This is a genomic window from bacterium, assembly GCA_030699905.1.
Taxonomy (GTDB): Bacteria; Patescibacteriota; Minisyncoccia; order Phycocordibacterales.
This window is the reverse complement of the sequence record JAUYKQ010000007.1, coordinates 21,429-37,542: the sequence shown is the minus strand read 5'-3', so window position 1 is coordinate 37,542 and position 16,114 is coordinate 21,429. Positions and strand designations below refer to the sequence as shown.

Here is a 16,114-nt window from a genome sequence, read left to right as displayed (position 1 = left end):
TTTGTCGGAAACGCGAAACTCATTCAAGAATTAAAAATTAATTTTGATAGTTCTTCTTTTGAAAAATATACGACACAGGGCAAGACGCCGGTAATTATTGCAACTGCCGAAAAAGCGCTGGGCTTTGTGATGGTCGCTGATGAAATAAAGGCAGAATCAAAAGAGGCCGTTGCCGGCCTCCACAAACTTGGAATTAAAGTGATAATGCTCACGGGGGACGACCAAAAGGCGGCGAAGCACATGGCTTCTCTTGTCGGTATTGATGATGTCGTGGCTCATGTAATGCCACAGGATAAGTTGGAAAAAATAAAGGAGTTGCAGGCGCAAGGCAGAATAGTGGCAATGGCGGGGGACGGCGTGAATGACGCTCCTGCACTCGCTCAGGCGGATGTGGGAATAGCTATGGGCACGGGTACGGATGTGGCAATTGAGTCGGCGGGAATTACACTGCTGCACGGAGATATTTCCAAACTTGTAAAAGCGATAAAGTTGTCAAAAATAACCATGCGCGGAATCAAGCAAAATCTTTTCTGGGCATTTATATATAATATAGTGGGCATACCGCTCGCCTCCGGGATTTTTTATCCGATTTTCGGCTGGCTCTTGTCGCCCGTGTTTGCCGGATTTGCTATGGCGATGTCTAGCGTATCAGTCGTCGGGAATTCTTTGAGAATAAAAGGCAAGAAATTGTAGTTAAAGCAAAAGAAATTTATGACCCTTCGACAAAAAACTCAGGGTCATGGCGAATAAAATTGAACCATGAAGAAAAATCAACTAACAATTTTTGAAAATTTCAAGATTAGGCGGTATTTCGATGAAAAAAAGGAAATGTGGTATTTTTCTGTTGTAGATATCATTGCGGCGCTTACAGATAGTACCAAACCAAGAGATTATTGGTATGCAATGAAAATAAGGGTAAAAAGTGATGATGGAGTTGAGTTGTCTACACTTTGTCGGCAACTGAAATTAGAATCAACAGATGGCAAAAAGTATGATACAGATTGCGCTAATATTGAATCTGTTTTCCGTATTATTCAATCTATCCCATCTACCAAGGCAGAACCTTTCAAAAAATGGCTTGCTAAGGTTGGATACGAGCGAATGCAAGAAATAACTGATCCAGAAAAATCAGTTAATAGAGCGAGAGAAAATTGGCAAAAACATGGCAGAAGCCCAAAATGGATACAACAGAGAATGATGGGTCAAGAAACCAGAAATAAATTGACGGATTATTGGAGCGAGCATGATGTGAAAAAAGGAGAAGAGTTCGCCATACTTACAAATATTATTCACCAAGAATGGAGCGATTTGTCTGTTCGAGATCATAAAAATAAAAAGGGATTAAAAACGCATAATTTACGAGACCACATGAGTGAAGCAGAATTAATTTTTACCGCGCTTGCCGAACTCTCTACGCACTTTTCTGAATTCTCCCTTTCGTAAAGGGAGGGGCTCATTCCGATGAGCCGAGGGGTTTTGTGTCTTAAATCCCCCGTCCTCGATGACTCGGATACCCCCTTTAGGAAAGGGGGAATAAGAAAAGAAATAAATTGCGTAAGTCCTAAAATTAATGAAATAAATATATGGAATTTGATTACACTATAATTACAACAAAGGATTTTGATAAAGCGGTTCAAGACGCGCAAGAGGAAATCGCCAAAGCTGGGATGCGGGTCTTGTATGTTCATAATGTGCAGGAAACTCTGGGCGAAAAAGGGTTTAACAGAGAGCCGTTTAAAATAATTGAATTTTGTAACGCAAAATTCGCCAATGAATTTTTAAATATGGATATTAAAATCGGACTTTGTATACCCTGCAAGATAAATGTGTATAACAAAGACGGACAAACTTTCATTTCCGGTATGCGTCCGATTGTTTTATCGCGATTTTTTCCACAAGTTGATTTCGGAGAGAAGTTAAAAGAAATTGATCAAATTATTCAAAATATTATCAACAACACAAAATAGAGTAAAATGGTAACAGGTCGCAATTATTAAAATATGCTATAATAACTATATGATGGGATTTGGATATGGAGGGTATAGCGGGATGATGGGCGGAGGGTTCGGTATCATTATTATGACGATAGTGATAATAGACCTTGTTCTGCTCGGCATCTGGCTTTACAAACAAATTAATAAATAGTGGAAATGAAATCGCGCACCGTGAAAATTTTTCTTGCCTGTTTTGTCTTGCTTTTATATATAAACATAGGCGTGTTCGGCTTGCTCTCGATTTTTCATGTTGAACATTCAGCGGAAACACCGATGGTAAATTGCCTCTACGCGGAGAACGGTTTTTCAATATGCGAGAGCTCCTTAGGGCATATCAATAACTGGCAGCAATTTTCCAATGCCATTTTGCCCCTGTTGTTTATCTTCTCAATTCTTTTGCTTGCAGTTTTTTATATTTATAGTCCAAAGTTTTTAGATCAAGAAAAACATCTTTACAAGTGGAAGCATTATTTAAATAATAAAAAATTATATTCCCATCAACAAAAAATAATTAAATGGCTATCGCTTTTTGAAAACAGCCCATCTCTTTCATATGTAAGGCATAGCTTTTAATTTTGTCGTAAAATTTTTAGCCGTGCCTTTTAAATCCCCAGCAAGGGATTTTTTTCTATTCTAAACATCTAAAATCTTACGAGCCCCGTTAGAAATTTATTAAATTAAACTATCGGGGCAAATAAGGTAAAAAACAATATGACTACGAAAATTTCTAACGGGGTGACCAAACAAACAATTATCTCAATCGCAATAATCGTTGTCGGCGTGGCCGGTTTGGCGTGGTGGAGCAAGTCGGCGGACAACAAGGGGTTGAGCGCAGAAGGGTCTCAAAAGTACCATTTGGCTAACACAAGCAATGCTTTAGCCGCCATAGAGGAGTTTTATGATTTCGGCACGATCTCTATGAAGAATGGAAATGTCAGCAAAATATTCAAAGTAACCAACAATTCATCGGAAGATATAAAAGTGCCGAGTGTGACAACTTCTTGTATGTGCACTACTGCTTATATCTTGAATGAAGACGGAGAAAGAGGCAGGCCATTTGGCATGCCGGGCCACGGCGGGGCAGTGCCCAAGGCCAAGGCCATCGTAAAAGCAGGCGGGACGCTTGATATTGAAGTTGTGTTTGATCCGAATGCTCATGGTCCGGCGGGAGTCGGCCGTATTGAACGTTCTGTTTTTTTGGAAGACGAAAATAAAAATGTCATAGAGTTGAAATTCAAGGTAAACGTAACTCCATAATAAGTCCATGAAAAAAATAATTATACTCATCGGTATTTCGCTTGTCGCCATAATTGGCATAACCATTCTTAAAAACAGTCCGGCAACTTCGGAGATAATTTGGAATATAAGCCGGGAGGGAACATGGCTTCTACCGCTTCTCTTGGTATCCGCGATATTAGACAGTGTGCATCCCTGCTCATTCTCCATTCTTCTTATCACAATTGCGTTCCTCTTTGGAATACAAATGACTCGGGCAAAAATTCTTCAATTGGGTGGCACATATATCGCGGGAATCTTCACGGCATACTTCTTGATTGGCTTGGGAATTTTGAAGGTACTCCACTTGTTCAACACTCCGCACTTTATGGGTAAATTGGGCGCCACACTTCTCATTGCTTTTGGAGTAATCAATCTACTAAATCGTTTTTTCCCCAAATTTCCAATCAAGCTAAAAATTCCGGGAGTTGTTCATGGAACTATGGGCAAATTAATGGATAGGGCTTCGTTCCCCGCGGTATTCGGACTTGGATTGCTTGTCGGTATCTGCCAATTCCCATGCATGGGCGGACCGTATCTAATGGTTATAGGACTCCTGCGCGACCAAGTCACGTATTTATCAGGTTTTGGTTATTTAGTTCTATATAATCTGATTCTTATTGCTCCGCTTATGGTTGTGCTTCTTCTATCCGCAAAGAAAGAGATGGTTGAAAAGGTGCAAACTTGGAAGCGGGAAAATATAAGAGGGGTCAGACTCTGGGCGGGGATTGCCATGATTATTATCGGCATATTGATTTTCTTCATCTAAACCTATGGGTAGAAAATTAACAGCTATTAAATATTGAAATTAATTATGAAAACTTCTAATGGGACGGAAAGTGAAAACTTTGAAAGCGAAATATCCGCGAAAGATAGCCCGTACGCAATACCAGTAGCTATTGTCATCGCTGGAGTCGTGGTCGCGGGAGCTATGGTCTATAACGGTGGGGACCGCTTGTCGCAGGAGCAAACTGCGAAAAGTTCAACCAGCCAAAATATTCCGGCGACAATAGTTGATGGCGGACGAATACTACCTTTGGAAGCTGAAAAAAAGATACTTGCAACTCTTACCGCCAATGGCACAATTGACTCTGTCAAGTTGTCTCAAGTTACAGAACTTAACCTGCTCTGGGCCTTCGGATTGGCAAATGAGAATCCGATTTTAGAGGATGGTCCTATTATGGACGCAAGATATGGCGGTCCCTCAAACATGGCATCAGTTGGAGGGTGGACGGTGACGACCGGATCGGTAATGGATCACTACAACAAACATGCTCTGGCCACTCTTACGAGAGATCAGCAGTCACTTGTGGAGAAAATTGCAAAAGGAATTTACAGACCATGTTGCAACAACTCAACACATTTCCCGGACTGCAATCACGGCATGGCCATGCTCGGACTTCTTGAATATATGGCATCACAAGGAGCGACAGAAGAAGAAATGTGGAATGCGGCCATAACGGCAAATATGAACTGGTTTCCGGAACAATATCAGACGATTGGTCAATATCTTAAAATAAAAGGCATTGATTCAAAAACCGTAACTCCACAAATGCTTCTTGGCGCGGAATATTCAAGCGGTTCGGGCTTTGCAAAAATTGCCGCAGAAGTTCCACAGTCGGGGCAACAGAAGGGTGGAAGCGGTTGCGGCGTGGATTCTAATGAAACAGCTCCCGCGCCGCAGATACGGCAGGGCGGGTGCGGGATTTAGTTTATCCACAACCTTTAAGGACATATAAAGGTTAGAGTATTGGTAGTAAAGGTCGGTATAGTAACTAATCTAAATTACCTAAAAACATTATGAACACAAAACTTATTGAATGGGTCTTGCGAATATCGGTTGCCGGAGAGTTTATCGGCCATGGCGTCTTTGCTTTGCAAGGCAAACAAGATTGGGTTCTATGGTTTGCAAAATTCGGCATCTCTGATCCGGGGACAGCCACAGAGCTTCTTTTTATCCTGGGAATCATGGACATTGCGTTAGCAATTCTCGTTTTAATTAAACCGATTCGCGTCGCGCTTTTATGGATGGTGTTCTGGGCTTTTTGGACAGCGCTTCTGCGTCCGATTGTCGGCATGCCTGTCTGGGATTTCGTTGAACGATGGGCAAACTGGGGCGCGCCGCTTGCATTGCTTCTTTTGATCGGCTGGCCTCGTTCGTTTAGAGAATGGTTCAAGTAGTATGGAAATGAAGCGCGAGAATTATCTTATGCCGTATCCTAATTTGTAAATGGCGGTTTTTCGTGATAAATTGTATGTTCAATGTCAAAAACATACACATTCCATGTTTACGGCACTCATTGCGCCTCTTGCAAAATATTGATTGAAGATATTTTGAAGGAGCAGGAGTTTGTGAAAAATGCCAAAGTTGACCTAAAGAGAGAGACCATCCAAATAGAAACGAATAGCGAAAAAAGTCCTGAAGAAATAGTTAGTTTCTTAACAGATAAAATAAAATCGCACGGCTATGCTCTTTCCGTAACAGAGGTCATTCAAGAAAATAAATCAAATGACATCATTTGGAAAGCATTACCTATAGGGCTTGCCTTTTTGGTTTTATTTTTCATGTTGCAAAAATCAGGAATTTTGAATTTTGGCATCGGAGGTAAAATCACACCCGCAACCGGTTTTTTTATCGGGCTTATCGCTTCGGTTTCAAGCTGTCTTGCGATAGTGGGCGGACTGGTGCTTTCACTTTCGGCAAAAATATCGCAAGATAATGTGAGCGATACAAAAACTTTTCTGCTTTTTCACGCGGGAAGATTGGCGAGCTTTGCCATCTTGGGCGGAATTCTTGGGCTCATCGGTAGCGCTTTTGGCGTCAATTTCACCTTTACGGCAATATTGGGAATTATTGCGGCAATTATAATGCTGCTCTTCGGACTAAATTTAACGGGAGTATTTTCAAAAAACCATTTCACTCTACCCTCCGGCATTTTTAACTTTTTTAGAAAAATAGAACACAAGACGCTCACACCACTCATCATCGGCTTCGCCACATTTTTCTTGCCATGCGGATTCACTCAATCAATGCAAATCGCGGCAGTTGCGAGCGGGTCATTCACATCAGGGTTTTTGATTATGTTCGCTTTCGCGCTTGGCACTCTGCCAATGCTTGCCTTTCTGTCCTTCGGCTCGGCTTCTTTCGCGCGCGGGAAGCACGCGCCTCTTTTCTTTAAGTCCGCCGGAGTTGTGGTTACAGGTCTCGGAATATTCGCGCTGTTGTCGGGGCTCGCGGGTCTCGGCATTATCAACCCATTATTCAATATTTAAATGAAATTTTAGCCATGCAAAAAACAGTTTATATAATTATCACGCTTGCTCTCATCATCGCTATCGGCATTATTTTTACGGGTGGAGAAAAAGAATCAAAGCAGAGCGTTGAGATACGAGACGGTATCCAATATATAACCATCTTGGCTTCAGGCGGATATTCTCCGCGAGTGACAGAGGCGCAAAGTGGCATCCCGACAAAACTCATCATGAAAACAAACGGCTCCTTTGATTGCTCTTCCGCCCTAATGATTCGTTCTATTGGATTTCAGCAAATTTTACCGCAAACGGGAGAAACAGAAATTGATATAGGCATACCCAAAGCGGGAGAACCATTAGAAGGAGTATGTAGTATGGGAATGTATAACTTCACCGTCAATTTTAAATAGCTTTTAATTGGGGCCTAATTTGCTTAAATTTTTGGAAGTTAAGCAAATCCCCCCTCCTCCTCAAAGAGGAGGGGGGGGAGAATTGTACTTCATTCATATCTCCTAAATCCTAATTCATTTTTTAGGGTGGAATGAACGTTTGCCACCATTTTGTAGCGTTTAATTTGGCATTGCGGTATAATATTTCATACCAAAGGGACTCGCAGTGGTTGACCGAATTTGCAGATGGAATTTTGACGTTTAAGTCGGCGCCGATTTCCATTGAGAAACAGCGAGCATTTTTTGAATCAAGAAAAGATTAAAGTCCTAATGTTCGGTTGGGAATTTCCGCCTCATAACAGTGGAGGGCTTGGGGTTGCTTGCCTGGGACTTTCCAAGGCGCTTTTTTTTGAAGGGGTTGAGGTCATTTTCGTTTTACCTAAAAAAATGCCGATTTCCGGTTATTCGGAGCGAATTATTTTTGCCGAAGATGTAATAGGTTCTTTTGCCGTCCGAAGAGTCAATTGTCTGCTTAAACCCTACATTGACTCTTCCGGTTACAGTTTTCTACGCTCCGAGGAACACTGTGGCGTCTACGGGGACACTCTTTTGGAAGAAGTTAAACGTTACGGAGAAGCGGCTAGAGAAATTGCCAAAAGCACTGACCATGATGTCATTCACGCTCATGATTGGCTTTCATTTTCTGCCGGTATGAAGGCAAAAGAGGTATCGGGTAAACCGCTCATAATCCATGTACACGCTACCGAATTTGACAGGACGGGTGGCGCCTTAAACCGAGACATCTATGAAATGGAGAAGACCGGCATGATCGTGGCGGATAAAATAATAGCGGTAAGCTCTTACACCAAAAATATCATAGTGGAAAAGTACGGAATAGACCCAGCGAAAATAGAAGTGGTTCATAACGGAGTTGAGGAGCTCCGAGATTTTTCTGGAGAAAAAGAGACGACTCGTTTTTTTGAGACCCTGAAAAAGGCCTCCATTAAGCTGGTTCTTTTTGTCGGAAGGATAACTTTGCAAAAAGGGCCGGATTATTTTGTCAGAGTGGCCGGGAAGGTCTCGGAACTTTACCCCAATGTGCGATTTTTAATTGTCGGTAGCGGGGATATGGAAGAGCAGATTATGAGACAGGCGGCTTATGGCCGTCTTTCATCGCACATTTTGTTTGCCGGTTTTTTAAGGGGGGAAGAACTTGAATACGCTTACAGAAATGCCGATGTTTTTGTAATGCCATCCGTGTCAGAACCGTTCGGGCTTACGGCCTTGGAAGCGGCCAAAAGAGGGGTGCCGGTCATTGTCTCAAAACAGTCCGGCGTAACCGAGGTCTTGAAAAACGCTTTTAGCGTTGATTTTTGGGATGTGGATAAAATGGCCGGTCAAATAGTATCAATTTTGAAAAATCCAACACTGGCTAAGACAGTAACAAAAAAAACAGCGGAGGATGTTTCAAAAAGCACTTGGAAGAGAGCGGCCGAAAAATGCGTTCAGGTGTACAGAAAACTTATAAGCTTTTTCACAAAAGGGTAAAACCGTCTTTCGGTGTCTCTCGGCTTTTAACATTGTTAAAAATTTATGCCATCAGTTTGCCTTTATTTTCAAGTGCATCAGCCAAAAAGAATCAAGAAATTCCGTGTCTATGATATTGGCTCGGGAGGCGATTATTTCAATGATTCTTCGGAGACCAACTTGAATAACAGAAAAGTATTTAACAAGGTGGCGAACAAATGCTACCTGCCGACCAACGCTCTGATGCTTGAGCTTTTAAAGAAACATGAGGACTTTAAGATAAGCTACTCAATTTCCGGAATATTTTTGGAGCAGGCCTTGGAATACTGTCCGGAAGTCATAGAGTCATTTAAACGTTTGGTTGATACTGGCAAGGTGGAGCTTCTATCGGAGACCTATTATCACTCTTTGGCCTTTCTGTATTCCAAGGAAGAATTTGAAAGGCAAGTGCTGAAACATAAGAGGATCTTAAAAGAGCTTTTCGGATTTTCTCCGACGGTTTTCAGAAATACCGAACTTATATATAATAACGAGCTCGGGGCCTATGCGGAGAAAATGGGCTATAAGGGAATTCTTGCCGAAGGGGCGGATTACGTTTTAGGTTGGCGAAGTCCGAATTTCGTTTATCATCCTCCGCATTCCAAAAACATAGGCCTTCTTTTGAAAAATTACCGGCTTTCCGATGACATAGCTTTCCGTTTTTCTTCAAGAGATTGGTCTGAATTTCCTTTGACAGCCGATAAATTCGGAAGATGGATAAGCGCCGTAAACGGAGGAGGTAAGGTCGTAAATCTGTTTATGGACTACGAGACATTCGGCGAACATCAGTGGCAAGATACGGGCATATTTGAATTTTTAAAATCATTGCCGACGGAGGTCTATAGGGACCCGGATAATGATTTTGTAACAGTATCGGAGGTTTTGGAAAGATATCCTCCCGAAGCGCCTCTTGATATGCATCAGTTTGTGTCGTGGGCGGATATTGAAAGAGACCTGTCGGCATGGCTTCATAATCCGATGCAAAAAGACGCCATTGCCAACCTTTATGGGATGGAAAGAGACGTTTTAGCCAAGGGAGACCAAGTGCTTTTGGATGACTGGAGACGGCTTCAGACATCGGATCATTTCTATTATATGTGCACCAAATGGTGGAATGACGGAGATGTTCACAAATATTTCAGCCCGTACGGTTCACCTTATGAGGCCTTTGTGACTTTTATGAACGTCGTTCACGATGTACAATTAAGATTAAACAAGAATTAAAAGTTGACTAACCGGTTTCCGGCCGAATAATCGTTTGGTTCTTTGGCCGGAGACCTTTAACAATTTCCATGGCGATATCGTTATCAGGTCGCTCTGGGAACAAAAAAATGAAAACAAAAATTTCTCGCGGTGTAGGGTCGGTCAAAAAAACGCAGTCGTCCAAAGGAGGTAAAAAAGAAATGAAAATCGTCTCCGGCGGGGAACGTTTCTGGCTTTTCGGCGGAGCGGTTCTTTGCAGTTTAAAGGATTTGGAAGACGCTTTCAAAAATCTGGACCAGAGTTTTTACGGCCATCACGTAAAAAAAGACAACAATGATTTTGCCAACTGGATATCGTGTGTTTTGATGGATGAGAGCGCGGCCAAGTCGCTCCGCGGAGCCAAAGATTTTTCCGATGCCAAGAAACGTCTGGCGAAAATTATTAAAAGTTATAAGATATAAAAATGGCGCGATCGTTAGCCCTCGGAAACGGCTCTATCTTAGTTTGTTTGGATGAATTCGCGCGCGTTCGCGACTTCTATTTTCCCTTTGTTGGTCTTGAAAACCATGTCGGCGGGGGACTCTGCCACCGAGTGGGAATATTTGTCGGAGATAAAATAAGCTGGTCGGACGACGGTACATGGTCTATTTCCGTATTTTGCGACGATAAAGCTCTTATCGGAAAAAGCCGATTGAAAAACAGTTCGCTTGGAATAAGCATTAAAATTTCAGATGCCGTCTACAATGAGAAGAACATATTTTTGAGAGAGTTTGAAATTACAAACGACGACGATTATGAGAAACAAGTAAAGCTTTTCTTGGGACATGAATTTGAAATGTACGAAGCTCATAGGGGGGACACCGCCTATTTTGAACCGAAAGAAAATATTCTTTTGCATTATAACGGCAGAAGAATTTTTCTCATAAATGCCGTCACGGAAGAAGGCGCTGTTTTTGACGATTGGAGTACCGGAACTTTCGGCATAGAAGGAAAAGAAGGCACTTTTAAAGACGCTGATGAAGGTAAACTTTCTAAAAATCCCATAGAGCACGGTCCTACCGATTCCGCTCTGGGCCTTTCTCTTACCATCGCCGCCAAAACTTCCCGAAAAGTTTTTTATTGGGTTGCCGTGGCGGAGACGATGACTCTTGCCCGCGCTCTAAACGATTATGTAAAAGAAAAAGGAGTTGAGTATCTTTTAAAAAGCACGGGGGACTATTGGAGAGCATGGACGGGCAAATACCCTTTTGACTTTTACGATTTGCCCGAAAAGGTTTCTTCTCTTTTCTTCAAATCGCTCCTTTTGATACGGGCTCATTTTGACAAAGGCGGGGCTATTATCGCTTCCGGCGATACTGACATGAAGCAGGGAGGCAAAGATACATACGGATACGTGTGGCACAGAGACGCTTCTTTCGCCGCTATGGCTCTTGATAGAGCCGGCGACTCGGCCCTCACAAAAAAGTTTTTTGAATTTACCAACGATGTTTTAAGCGAAGAAGGATATTTAATGCATAAGTATAGGCCGGATAAGTCCCTTGGCAGTTCATGGGAAGCGTGGGTCAGGGACGGCAAGCCGGTTCTTCCCATACAGGAAGATGAAACCGCTCTTGCCATTTTGGCCCTTCATAAACATTACCACTACTCCAGAGACATAGAATTCATAGAAGAAATTTACAATTCTTTCATAAAAAAAGCCGGAAATTTCTTGGCAGATTTCAGGGAAAAAGACAGCGGACTTGTGAAGTCAAGCTACGACCTATGGGAGGAAAAATTCGGAAGCCATACTTTTACCAATTGCGCCGTTTACGGAGCGCTAAAAGCGGCGGCTGATTTTGCCGGAATTTTAGGCAAAGACGACTCCGAAAACAAGTTTCTTTCCGTGGCTGAAGAAATAAAAGACGCTATACTGAAAAACTTATACAGCCAAGAGCTCGGCTATTTTTACAAGTCGGTATATTGGGATACTGACGGTAAAATGGCAATAGACAAAACCGCCGATTTTTCAAGCTTCTACGGAATTTTCTTTTTCGGTATTCTACCGGCCGATGATGAAAGAGTCGTCAGTTCTTTTAAGGTATTTTTGGAAAAACTTAAATTAAAGACCGCTATTTCCGGCATAGCCAGAAATGAAAACGATGCTTATCATAGGAAAGACGACAACCTCCCGGGCAATGTCTGGGTCATAACCTCTCTTTGGGAGGCGTCGTATCATATCTTTTCATCCAAAAAACCTGAAGATTTAGCACCGGCTAAAGACATAATTGAAAAAATATCATCGTGGGCCTTAGAGTCCGGAGTTCTGCCGGAGCAGTTGAACCCGAATACCGGAGAACATATATCAGCTTCCCCTCTTGTCTGGAGCCATGCCGCTTTTGTTCTCACTGTTTTTGACTATCTTGATAAACTGGCCGAATTTGGATTATGCGGAGAATGCAATCCCGTTAAATGACCCATAATAGGTTTTGCGCGATAGTCCCCAACACATACGGTCATTTGCTGACTTTTCATGAAATCTTCATCATAAAGATGTTTACTTCATTAACACTAAAACGTTCTTGAATTACGAAATGCAGCAGGCGCCCCCCCACGAGGAAAGTCACAAAAAAGTGACGGAAGCCCTAGGCAAGCGCCCTTGGAGCGGTCACTTTTTTGGGAGCTTTCCGAGTGGGGGGCAGGCGTTTCGTAATTCACAGTAAAACGTGGGTCAAATGTTTTTAAAAATCAAGAATAACTGTGATTCAATATGCGACTTTTGCTTATAGAAGATGAAATAGATTTGGCAAAATCCATCAAAAAGGGCCTGGAAAAAGAAAGTTTTACGGTTGATATAGTTTCAGACGCGAAAAAGGCACTTCGCAGAGTGGAGCTTTACAGGGATGATTACGACCTTGTTATTTTGGACTGGATTCTTCCCGGCAAAGAAGGCATAGAAAAAATATGCAGAGAAGCTCGCGCGGGCGGCGTGACTGTGCCAATTCTCATGCTCACGGCCAAATTTGACACCGCCGACAAAGTTAGAGCTCTTGATGCCGGAGCGGACGACTATATGGTAAAGCCGTTTTCTTTGGAAGAGCTTGTGGCAAGAATACGAGCGGTTTTGAGACGCCCCAAAGCTTCTTTGCCGACTGTTTTGAAAGTTCGCGAGCTGGAACTTGACACTTCCACTCGGGTGGTAAAACTTTCAGGTCGCGAGATAAAGCTTTCCGTAAAAGAGTTTGCGATTCTTGAATATTTGATGCGTCATCCGAACCAGGTGGTGAGTAGAAACCAAATTCTGGACCATTTGTGGGGCTTTGACTTCAATTCTTTCAGTAATATTGTTGATGTTCATGTTAAAAACCTGCGGAAAAAACTAAACAACGAAAACTATCATATCTTACAAACCGAAAGAGGTGTCGGTTACAAGATTCGGTCTGATTAGAACTTTCTTTCATCTTTTATTCATTTGCAATTCGTATAATGAGGTTATTGTCAGTTGAAAAATATAACCTCTTATGTACACAAAAGTATCAACAAGCTTTTTGGGGGTGGCGGAAGACGGGCGATGTGTCTTTCGGGAACTTTTTTCCCATGGGAAATTTCGGCGCCTATAGGCGCCACTAAAAAACAAAGTAATAAAACATCATAACAAAAGCTTTTTAAGCAAGTTCAAAGTCATTTACCGAAAACTCTGTACGGTCTGTGAAATATTGTAAACAGTTATTCAATCTCCTTAAAACAAAAAAACACGTCATGTCAATGACGTGTTTTTCCTTGAGAATCGGGAGTAAACATAATTCCGTAAACGATTTTCCGGTTATTTAAATGTAGGCGCGAACTTTTCCAAGAAGCGTTGAAATATCAAATGGTTTGGATATAAAGTCCTCTATACCGCATTCAAAAGCCATCTGCTCAAGTTCGGGATGGGCAGATATCATGATTATGGGAATTCCGGAAAGGCGAGTATCCTCTTTTATCTTTTTGGCTATTTCTCTTCCGTCAACCCCTCCAAGCAAAGCGTCCAAAATTATGAGTTTCGGTTCAGTGTTTTCTATAAGTCCCAAAATTGACTCTCTTCCTTTGCTTAAGTGGACTTCATAACTGGCCGATTTTAGAATAATGGACAGGGCTTCCAATATATCGTCGTTATCTTCTATCACCAGTATTTTTTTTGTCATGACTACTATAAAATATGAAAAACGCTTTTACGTTATTAAAAAACATGATTTGCTTAAAAATGCGGGAAAACACATAAAGTCAATTTATAGGCGTATTATGAAAGTTGTGTGAACATGGATCATAAATCTGCCCTCGTCTTAATTCACAAATCCTCCGTCACATAAGAACGGGTCACTCGCAAGTGGTTTTTTCAGTGCCTTTGTTGTACAATATATTCTACAATATAAATATAACATACGATAAATGGAAAAGGCGATTTTGGATTTTAATAAACAGTTTGGATGGCAACCGGAAATTGTAAATGTGGAAAAACTGCCGGTAAAGAGCCGTTTTGTGGTGGCCGGAATGGGTGGCTCGCATCTCTCGGCCGACATTTTGAAAGAAGGCAATCCTTTTGCGGACATTTTGGTTTGGGAGAGTTACGGGTTGCCACCTCTTGCAAAAGACCGAATGAAAGAATATTTGTATGTTGCCAGTTCTTATTCCGGCAATACCGAAGAGACGATTAGTTTCGCCGAGACGGCATTTGAAAACGGCCACGCGCTCGCTTGTATAACGGTGGGCGGTAAACTTTTGAATTTTGCGAAAGAAAACGGCATTCCCTATGTGCAATTGCCTGATACCGGCATACAGCCCCGCTCGGCTTTGGGTTTTTCAATACTGGCTATGGCTAAAATTTTACGCTTGGACGAATGTTTCTCTGAACTTTCCGCCCTTCGAGAGATTTTGAAGCCGGATGAGCTACGCGCCGAAGGTCGCGCCATCGCGGAAAGTTTGAAAGGAAAAGTGCCGGTCATTTATTCTTCCTTGGTTCACAAATCCATCGCTTATAATTGGAAAATAAAGTTTAATGAAACGGCTAAAATTCCGGCTTTTTGCAATATGTTTCCCGAACTTAACCACAACGAAATGACAGGTTTTGACGCCAAAGGCGACACCGGCAATCTTTCAAAACATTTTCACTTTGTGTTTTTAAACGACAGCGCCGACCATCCGCAGGTCAGAAAAAGAATGAAAGTCACCGAAAAACTTTATGAGGACAGGGGACTTCCGGTAACGACTCTGTGGTTAGATGGCGCCGGCAAGTATGAAAAAACATTCCGCTCGCTCCTTATCGCCGACTGGACGGCTTTTGAACTTTCCCTGATTTACGGTACCGAGGCGGAAAAAGTGCCGATGGTTGAGGAGTTTAAAAAACTTATCACGGAATAATTTGCGGACAATTAAAGCTCTCAAAACAATATGCATTTACTTTTTGATATCGGCGGGACAAAGATAAGAGTGGCTTTTTCGGACGGAGACGAGCGGTTTGAAGAGCCGGTTGTTGAGAAAACACTGCCGGAATTTGACGAAGCGATTTCTTTGATTTCTGAAATGCGCGAAAAGGCGACAAAGGGCAGAAAAGTATCTCGCGCTGTTTGCGGAATTCCCGGTGTATATGACAAAGAGAAAGGCGAGCTTGTCTGGTCGCCAAATCTGCCCGGCTGGAAAGGGCGAAAAATAAAAAAAGAGATTGAGGAGGCGGTGGGCGTGTCCTTTGACATTGTAAATGACGCTGACTTGGTTGGCCTCGGCGAAGCTGTTTTCGGCGCGGGGAAAGGATTTGGCTCCTCTGTTTACGTTACGGTCTCTACCGGAGTCGGCGGGGGACTTGTCGCTCTTGGCCAAATAAGCAAAAATGTTTCGGGGTTTGAACCCGGACAGCAGATTGTAGGAAAAGACGGCGAAACTCTTGAGTACCTTGTCGGTGGCGGTTCTTTCAAGAGGCGTTTCGGTAAATCTCCGAAAGATGTTACTGACCCGACAGTTTGGCAAGAATCGGCGGAGGTTCTTTCTGTCGGGCTTTATAATACGATAATGCACTGTTCACCGGATGTTCTGGTATTGGGAGGGCCTATGATTTTGGGAAATCCGGCCATTCCTTTTGATATTGTCGCGGAGAGGACTAGAGAGCGTGTTCTGCAGATTTTTCCAAAATGTCCGGAAATAAAAAAAGCCGAACTCGGAGATTTCGGCGGACTTTACGGGGGACTGGCGTACTTACGCCCGCGTTAAAAGCGGTACGGTTCCTTAATTGCGAAAAACGGCACGTCCCGCTCGGAAAGTTTTCAAAACTCATAAACTATAGAAATTGTGTATGCATTGCGGCGTATCAATATTTGTGGTATACTAATACTTGGTATTGATACAAATTTGATACCATAGGAAAGAATGGTCTTTGTGGTATTGTGTATTGGGGATGAAAAAAAAGACAGCAATGATATACTTTTCATA

17 protein-coding genes and 1 pseudogene are annotated in these 16,114 nt (G+C 42.4%); 17 read left to right on the top strand and 1 reads right to left on the bottom strand.

Annotated elements, in window-relative coordinates; translation table 11 throughout:
* From Q8P86_01175 to Q8P86_01105, 15 genes and pseudogenes are all read left to right on the top strand, one after another.
* Positions 1-693: HAD-IC family P-type ATPase (locus Q8P86_01175; GenBank protein MDP3996290.1), on the top strand; the 693-nt coding region annotated here is incomplete at its 5' end.
* Positions 694-759: 66 nt separating this feature from the next.
* Positions 760-1,416: pseudogene (locus tag Q8P86_01170) on the top strand (Bro-N domain-containing protein).
* A 167-nt stretch (positions 1,417-1,583) separates the two neighbouring features.
* Positions 1,584-1,967 (top strand): DUF302 domain-containing protein, encoded by a 384-nt coding sequence (locus Q8P86_01165; GenBank protein MDP3996289.1) that lies wholly within the window; start codon positions 1,584-1,586, stop codon positions 1,965-1,967.
* Positions 1,968-2,016: 49 nt separating this feature from the next.
* The gene (locus Q8P86_01160; protein ID MDP3996288.1) at positions 2,017-2,145 is read left to right on the top strand and encodes a sporulation protein YjcZ; all 129 of its coding nucleotides are present in this window, start codon (positions 2,017-2,019) and stop codon (positions 2,143-2,145) included.
* A gap of 560 nt (positions 2,146-2,705) precedes the next feature.
* Positions 2,706-3,251: a DUF1573 domain-containing protein gene (locus Q8P86_01155; GenBank protein MDP3996287.1), complete on the top strand. Its 546-nt coding sequence runs from the start codon at positions 2,706-2,708 to the stop codon at positions 3,249-3,251.
* Positions 3,252-3,258: 7 nt separating this feature from the next.
* The gene (locus Q8P86_01150) at positions 3,259-4,038 is read left to right on the top strand and encodes a cytochrome c biogenesis protein CcdA (protein ID MDP3996286.1); all 780 of its coding nucleotides are present in this window, start codon (positions 3,259-3,261) and stop codon (positions 4,036-4,038) included.
* 45 nt (positions 4,039-4,083) lie between these two features.
* On the top strand, positions 4,084-4,980 hold the full coding sequence (locus tag Q8P86_01145) for a hypothetical protein (protein ID MDP3996285.1): 897 nt from the start codon (positions 4,084-4,086) through the stop codon (positions 4,978-4,980).
* Positions 4,981-5,069: 89 nt separating this feature from the next.
* Positions 5,070-5,450, top strand: coding sequence for a hypothetical protein (locus tag Q8P86_01140; GenBank protein MDP3996284.1), 381 nt, complete (start codon positions 5,070-5,072; stop codon positions 5,448-5,450).
* An 81-nt stretch (positions 5,451-5,531) separates the two neighbouring features.
* Positions 5,532-6,542, top strand: a complete 1,011-nt coding sequence (locus Q8P86_01135) for a sulfite exporter TauE/SafE family protein (GenBank protein ID MDP3996283.1) — start codon at positions 5,532-5,534, stop codon at positions 6,540-6,542.
* Between the two features lie 14 nt (positions 6,543-6,556).
* The gene (locus Q8P86_01130) at positions 6,557-6,931 is read left to right on the top strand and encodes a cupredoxin domain-containing protein (protein MDP3996282.1); all 375 of its coding nucleotides are present in this window, start codon (positions 6,557-6,559) and stop codon (positions 6,929-6,931) included.
* 282 nt (positions 6,932-7,213) lie between these two features.
* Positions 7,214-8,458, top strand: coding sequence for a glycosyltransferase family 4 protein (locus Q8P86_01125; protein ID MDP3996281.1), 1,245 nt, complete (start codon positions 7,214-7,216; stop codon positions 8,456-8,458).
* Positions 8,459-8,503: 45 nt separating this feature from the next.
* A complete protein-coding gene (locus Q8P86_01120) occupies positions 8,504-9,700 on the top strand; it encodes a glycoside hydrolase family 57 protein (protein ID MDP3996280.1) in 1,197 nt (398 codons plus the stop codon).
* A gap of 107 nt (positions 9,701-9,807) precedes the next feature.
* On the top strand, positions 9,808-10,140 hold the full coding sequence (locus tag Q8P86_01115; protein MDP3996279.1) for a hypothetical protein: 333 nt from the start codon (positions 9,808-9,810) through the stop codon (positions 10,138-10,140).
* A gap of 2 nt (positions 10,141-10,142) precedes the next feature.
* Positions 10,143-12,131, top strand: coding sequence for a glycoside hydrolase family 15 protein (locus Q8P86_01110; GenBank protein MDP3996278.1), 1,989 nt, complete (start codon positions 10,143-10,145; stop codon positions 12,129-12,131).
* Positions 12,132-12,425: 294 nt separating this feature from the next.
* On the top strand, positions 12,426-13,103 hold the full coding sequence (locus Q8P86_01105) for a response regulator transcription factor (protein MDP3996277.1): 678 nt from the start codon (positions 12,426-12,428) through the stop codon (positions 13,101-13,103).
* 379 nt (positions 13,104-13,482) lie between these two features.
* On the opposite strand, the gene Q8P86_01100 is transcribed toward Q8P86_01105, so the two are convergent.
* Positions 13,483-13,839 carry a response regulator gene (locus tag Q8P86_01100; GenBank protein MDP3996276.1) on the bottom strand — a complete coding sequence of 119 codons (357 nt, stop codon included), beginning with the start codon at positions 13,837-13,839 and terminating at the stop codon, positions 13,483-13,485.
* Positions 13,840-14,083: 244 nt separating this feature from the next.
* Here Q8P86_01100 and Q8P86_01095 point away from each other — a divergent pair, with 244 nt between their 5' ends.
* Both Q8P86_01095 and Q8P86_01090 read left to right on the top strand, forming a co-directional pair.
* Positions 14,084-15,052 (top strand): SIS domain-containing protein, encoded by a 969-nt coding sequence (locus Q8P86_01095; GenBank protein MDP3996275.1) that lies wholly within the window; start codon positions 14,084-14,086, stop codon positions 15,050-15,052.
* A gap of 30 nt (positions 15,053-15,082) precedes the next feature.
* On the top strand, positions 15,083-15,895 hold the full coding sequence (locus tag Q8P86_01090; GenBank protein ID MDP3996274.1) for an ROK family protein: 813 nt from the start codon (positions 15,083-15,085) through the stop codon (positions 15,893-15,895).
* The last annotated feature ends 219 nt before the right edge of the window (positions 15,896-16,114 follow it).

Coding starts and splice junctions, on each gene's coding strand:
- Q8P86_01165 (MDP3996289.1), top strand. CDS start 1,584: ATGGAATTTGATTACACTATAATTACAACAAAGGATTTTGATAAAGCG.
- Q8P86_01160 (MDP3996288.1), top strand. CDS start 2,017: ATGATGGGATTTGGATATGGAGGGTATAGCGGGATGATGGGCGGAGGG.
- Q8P86_01155 (MDP3996287.1), top strand. CDS start 2,706: ATGACTACGAAAATTTCTAACGGGGTGACCAAACAAACAATTATCTCA.
- Q8P86_01150 (MDP3996286.1), top strand. CDS start 3,259: ATGAAAAAAATAATTATACTCATCGGTATTTCGCTTGTCGCCATAATT.
- Q8P86_01145 (MDP3996285.1), top strand. CDS start 4,084: ATGAAAACTTCTAATGGGACGGAAAGTGAAAACTTTGAAAGCGAAATA.
- Q8P86_01140 (MDP3996284.1), top strand. CDS start 5,070: ATGAACACAAAACTTATTGAATGGGTCTTGCGAATATCGGTTGCCGGA.
- Q8P86_01135 (MDP3996283.1), top strand. CDS start 5,532: ATGTCAAAAACATACACATTCCATGTTTACGGCACTCATTGCGCCTCT.
- Q8P86_01130 (MDP3996282.1), top strand. CDS start 6,557: ATGCAAAAAACAGTTTATATAATTATCACGCTTGCTCTCATCATCGCT.
- Q8P86_01120 (MDP3996280.1), top strand. CDS start 8,504: ATGCCATCAGTTTGCCTTTATTTTCAAGTGCATCAGCCAAAAAGAATC.
- Q8P86_01115 (MDP3996279.1), top strand. CDS start 9,808: ATGAAAACAAAAATTTCTCGCGGTGTAGGGTCGGTCAAAAAAACGCAG.
- Q8P86_01110 (MDP3996278.1), top strand. CDS start 10,143: ATGGCGCGATCGTTAGCCCTCGGAAACGGCTCTATCTTAGTTTGTTTG.
- Q8P86_01105 (MDP3996277.1), top strand. CDS start 12,426: ATGCGACTTTTGCTTATAGAAGATGAAATAGATTTGGCAAAATCCATC.
- Q8P86_01100 (MDP3996276.1), bottom strand. CDS start 13,839: ATGACAAAAAAAATACTGGTGATAGAAGATAACGACGATATATTGGAA.
- Q8P86_01095 (MDP3996275.1), top strand. CDS start 14,084: ATGGAAAAGGCGATTTTGGATTTTAATAAACAGTTTGGATGGCAACCG.
- Q8P86_01090 (MDP3996274.1), top strand. CDS start 15,083: ATGCATTTACTTTTTGATATCGGCGGGACAAAGATAAGAGTGGCTTTT.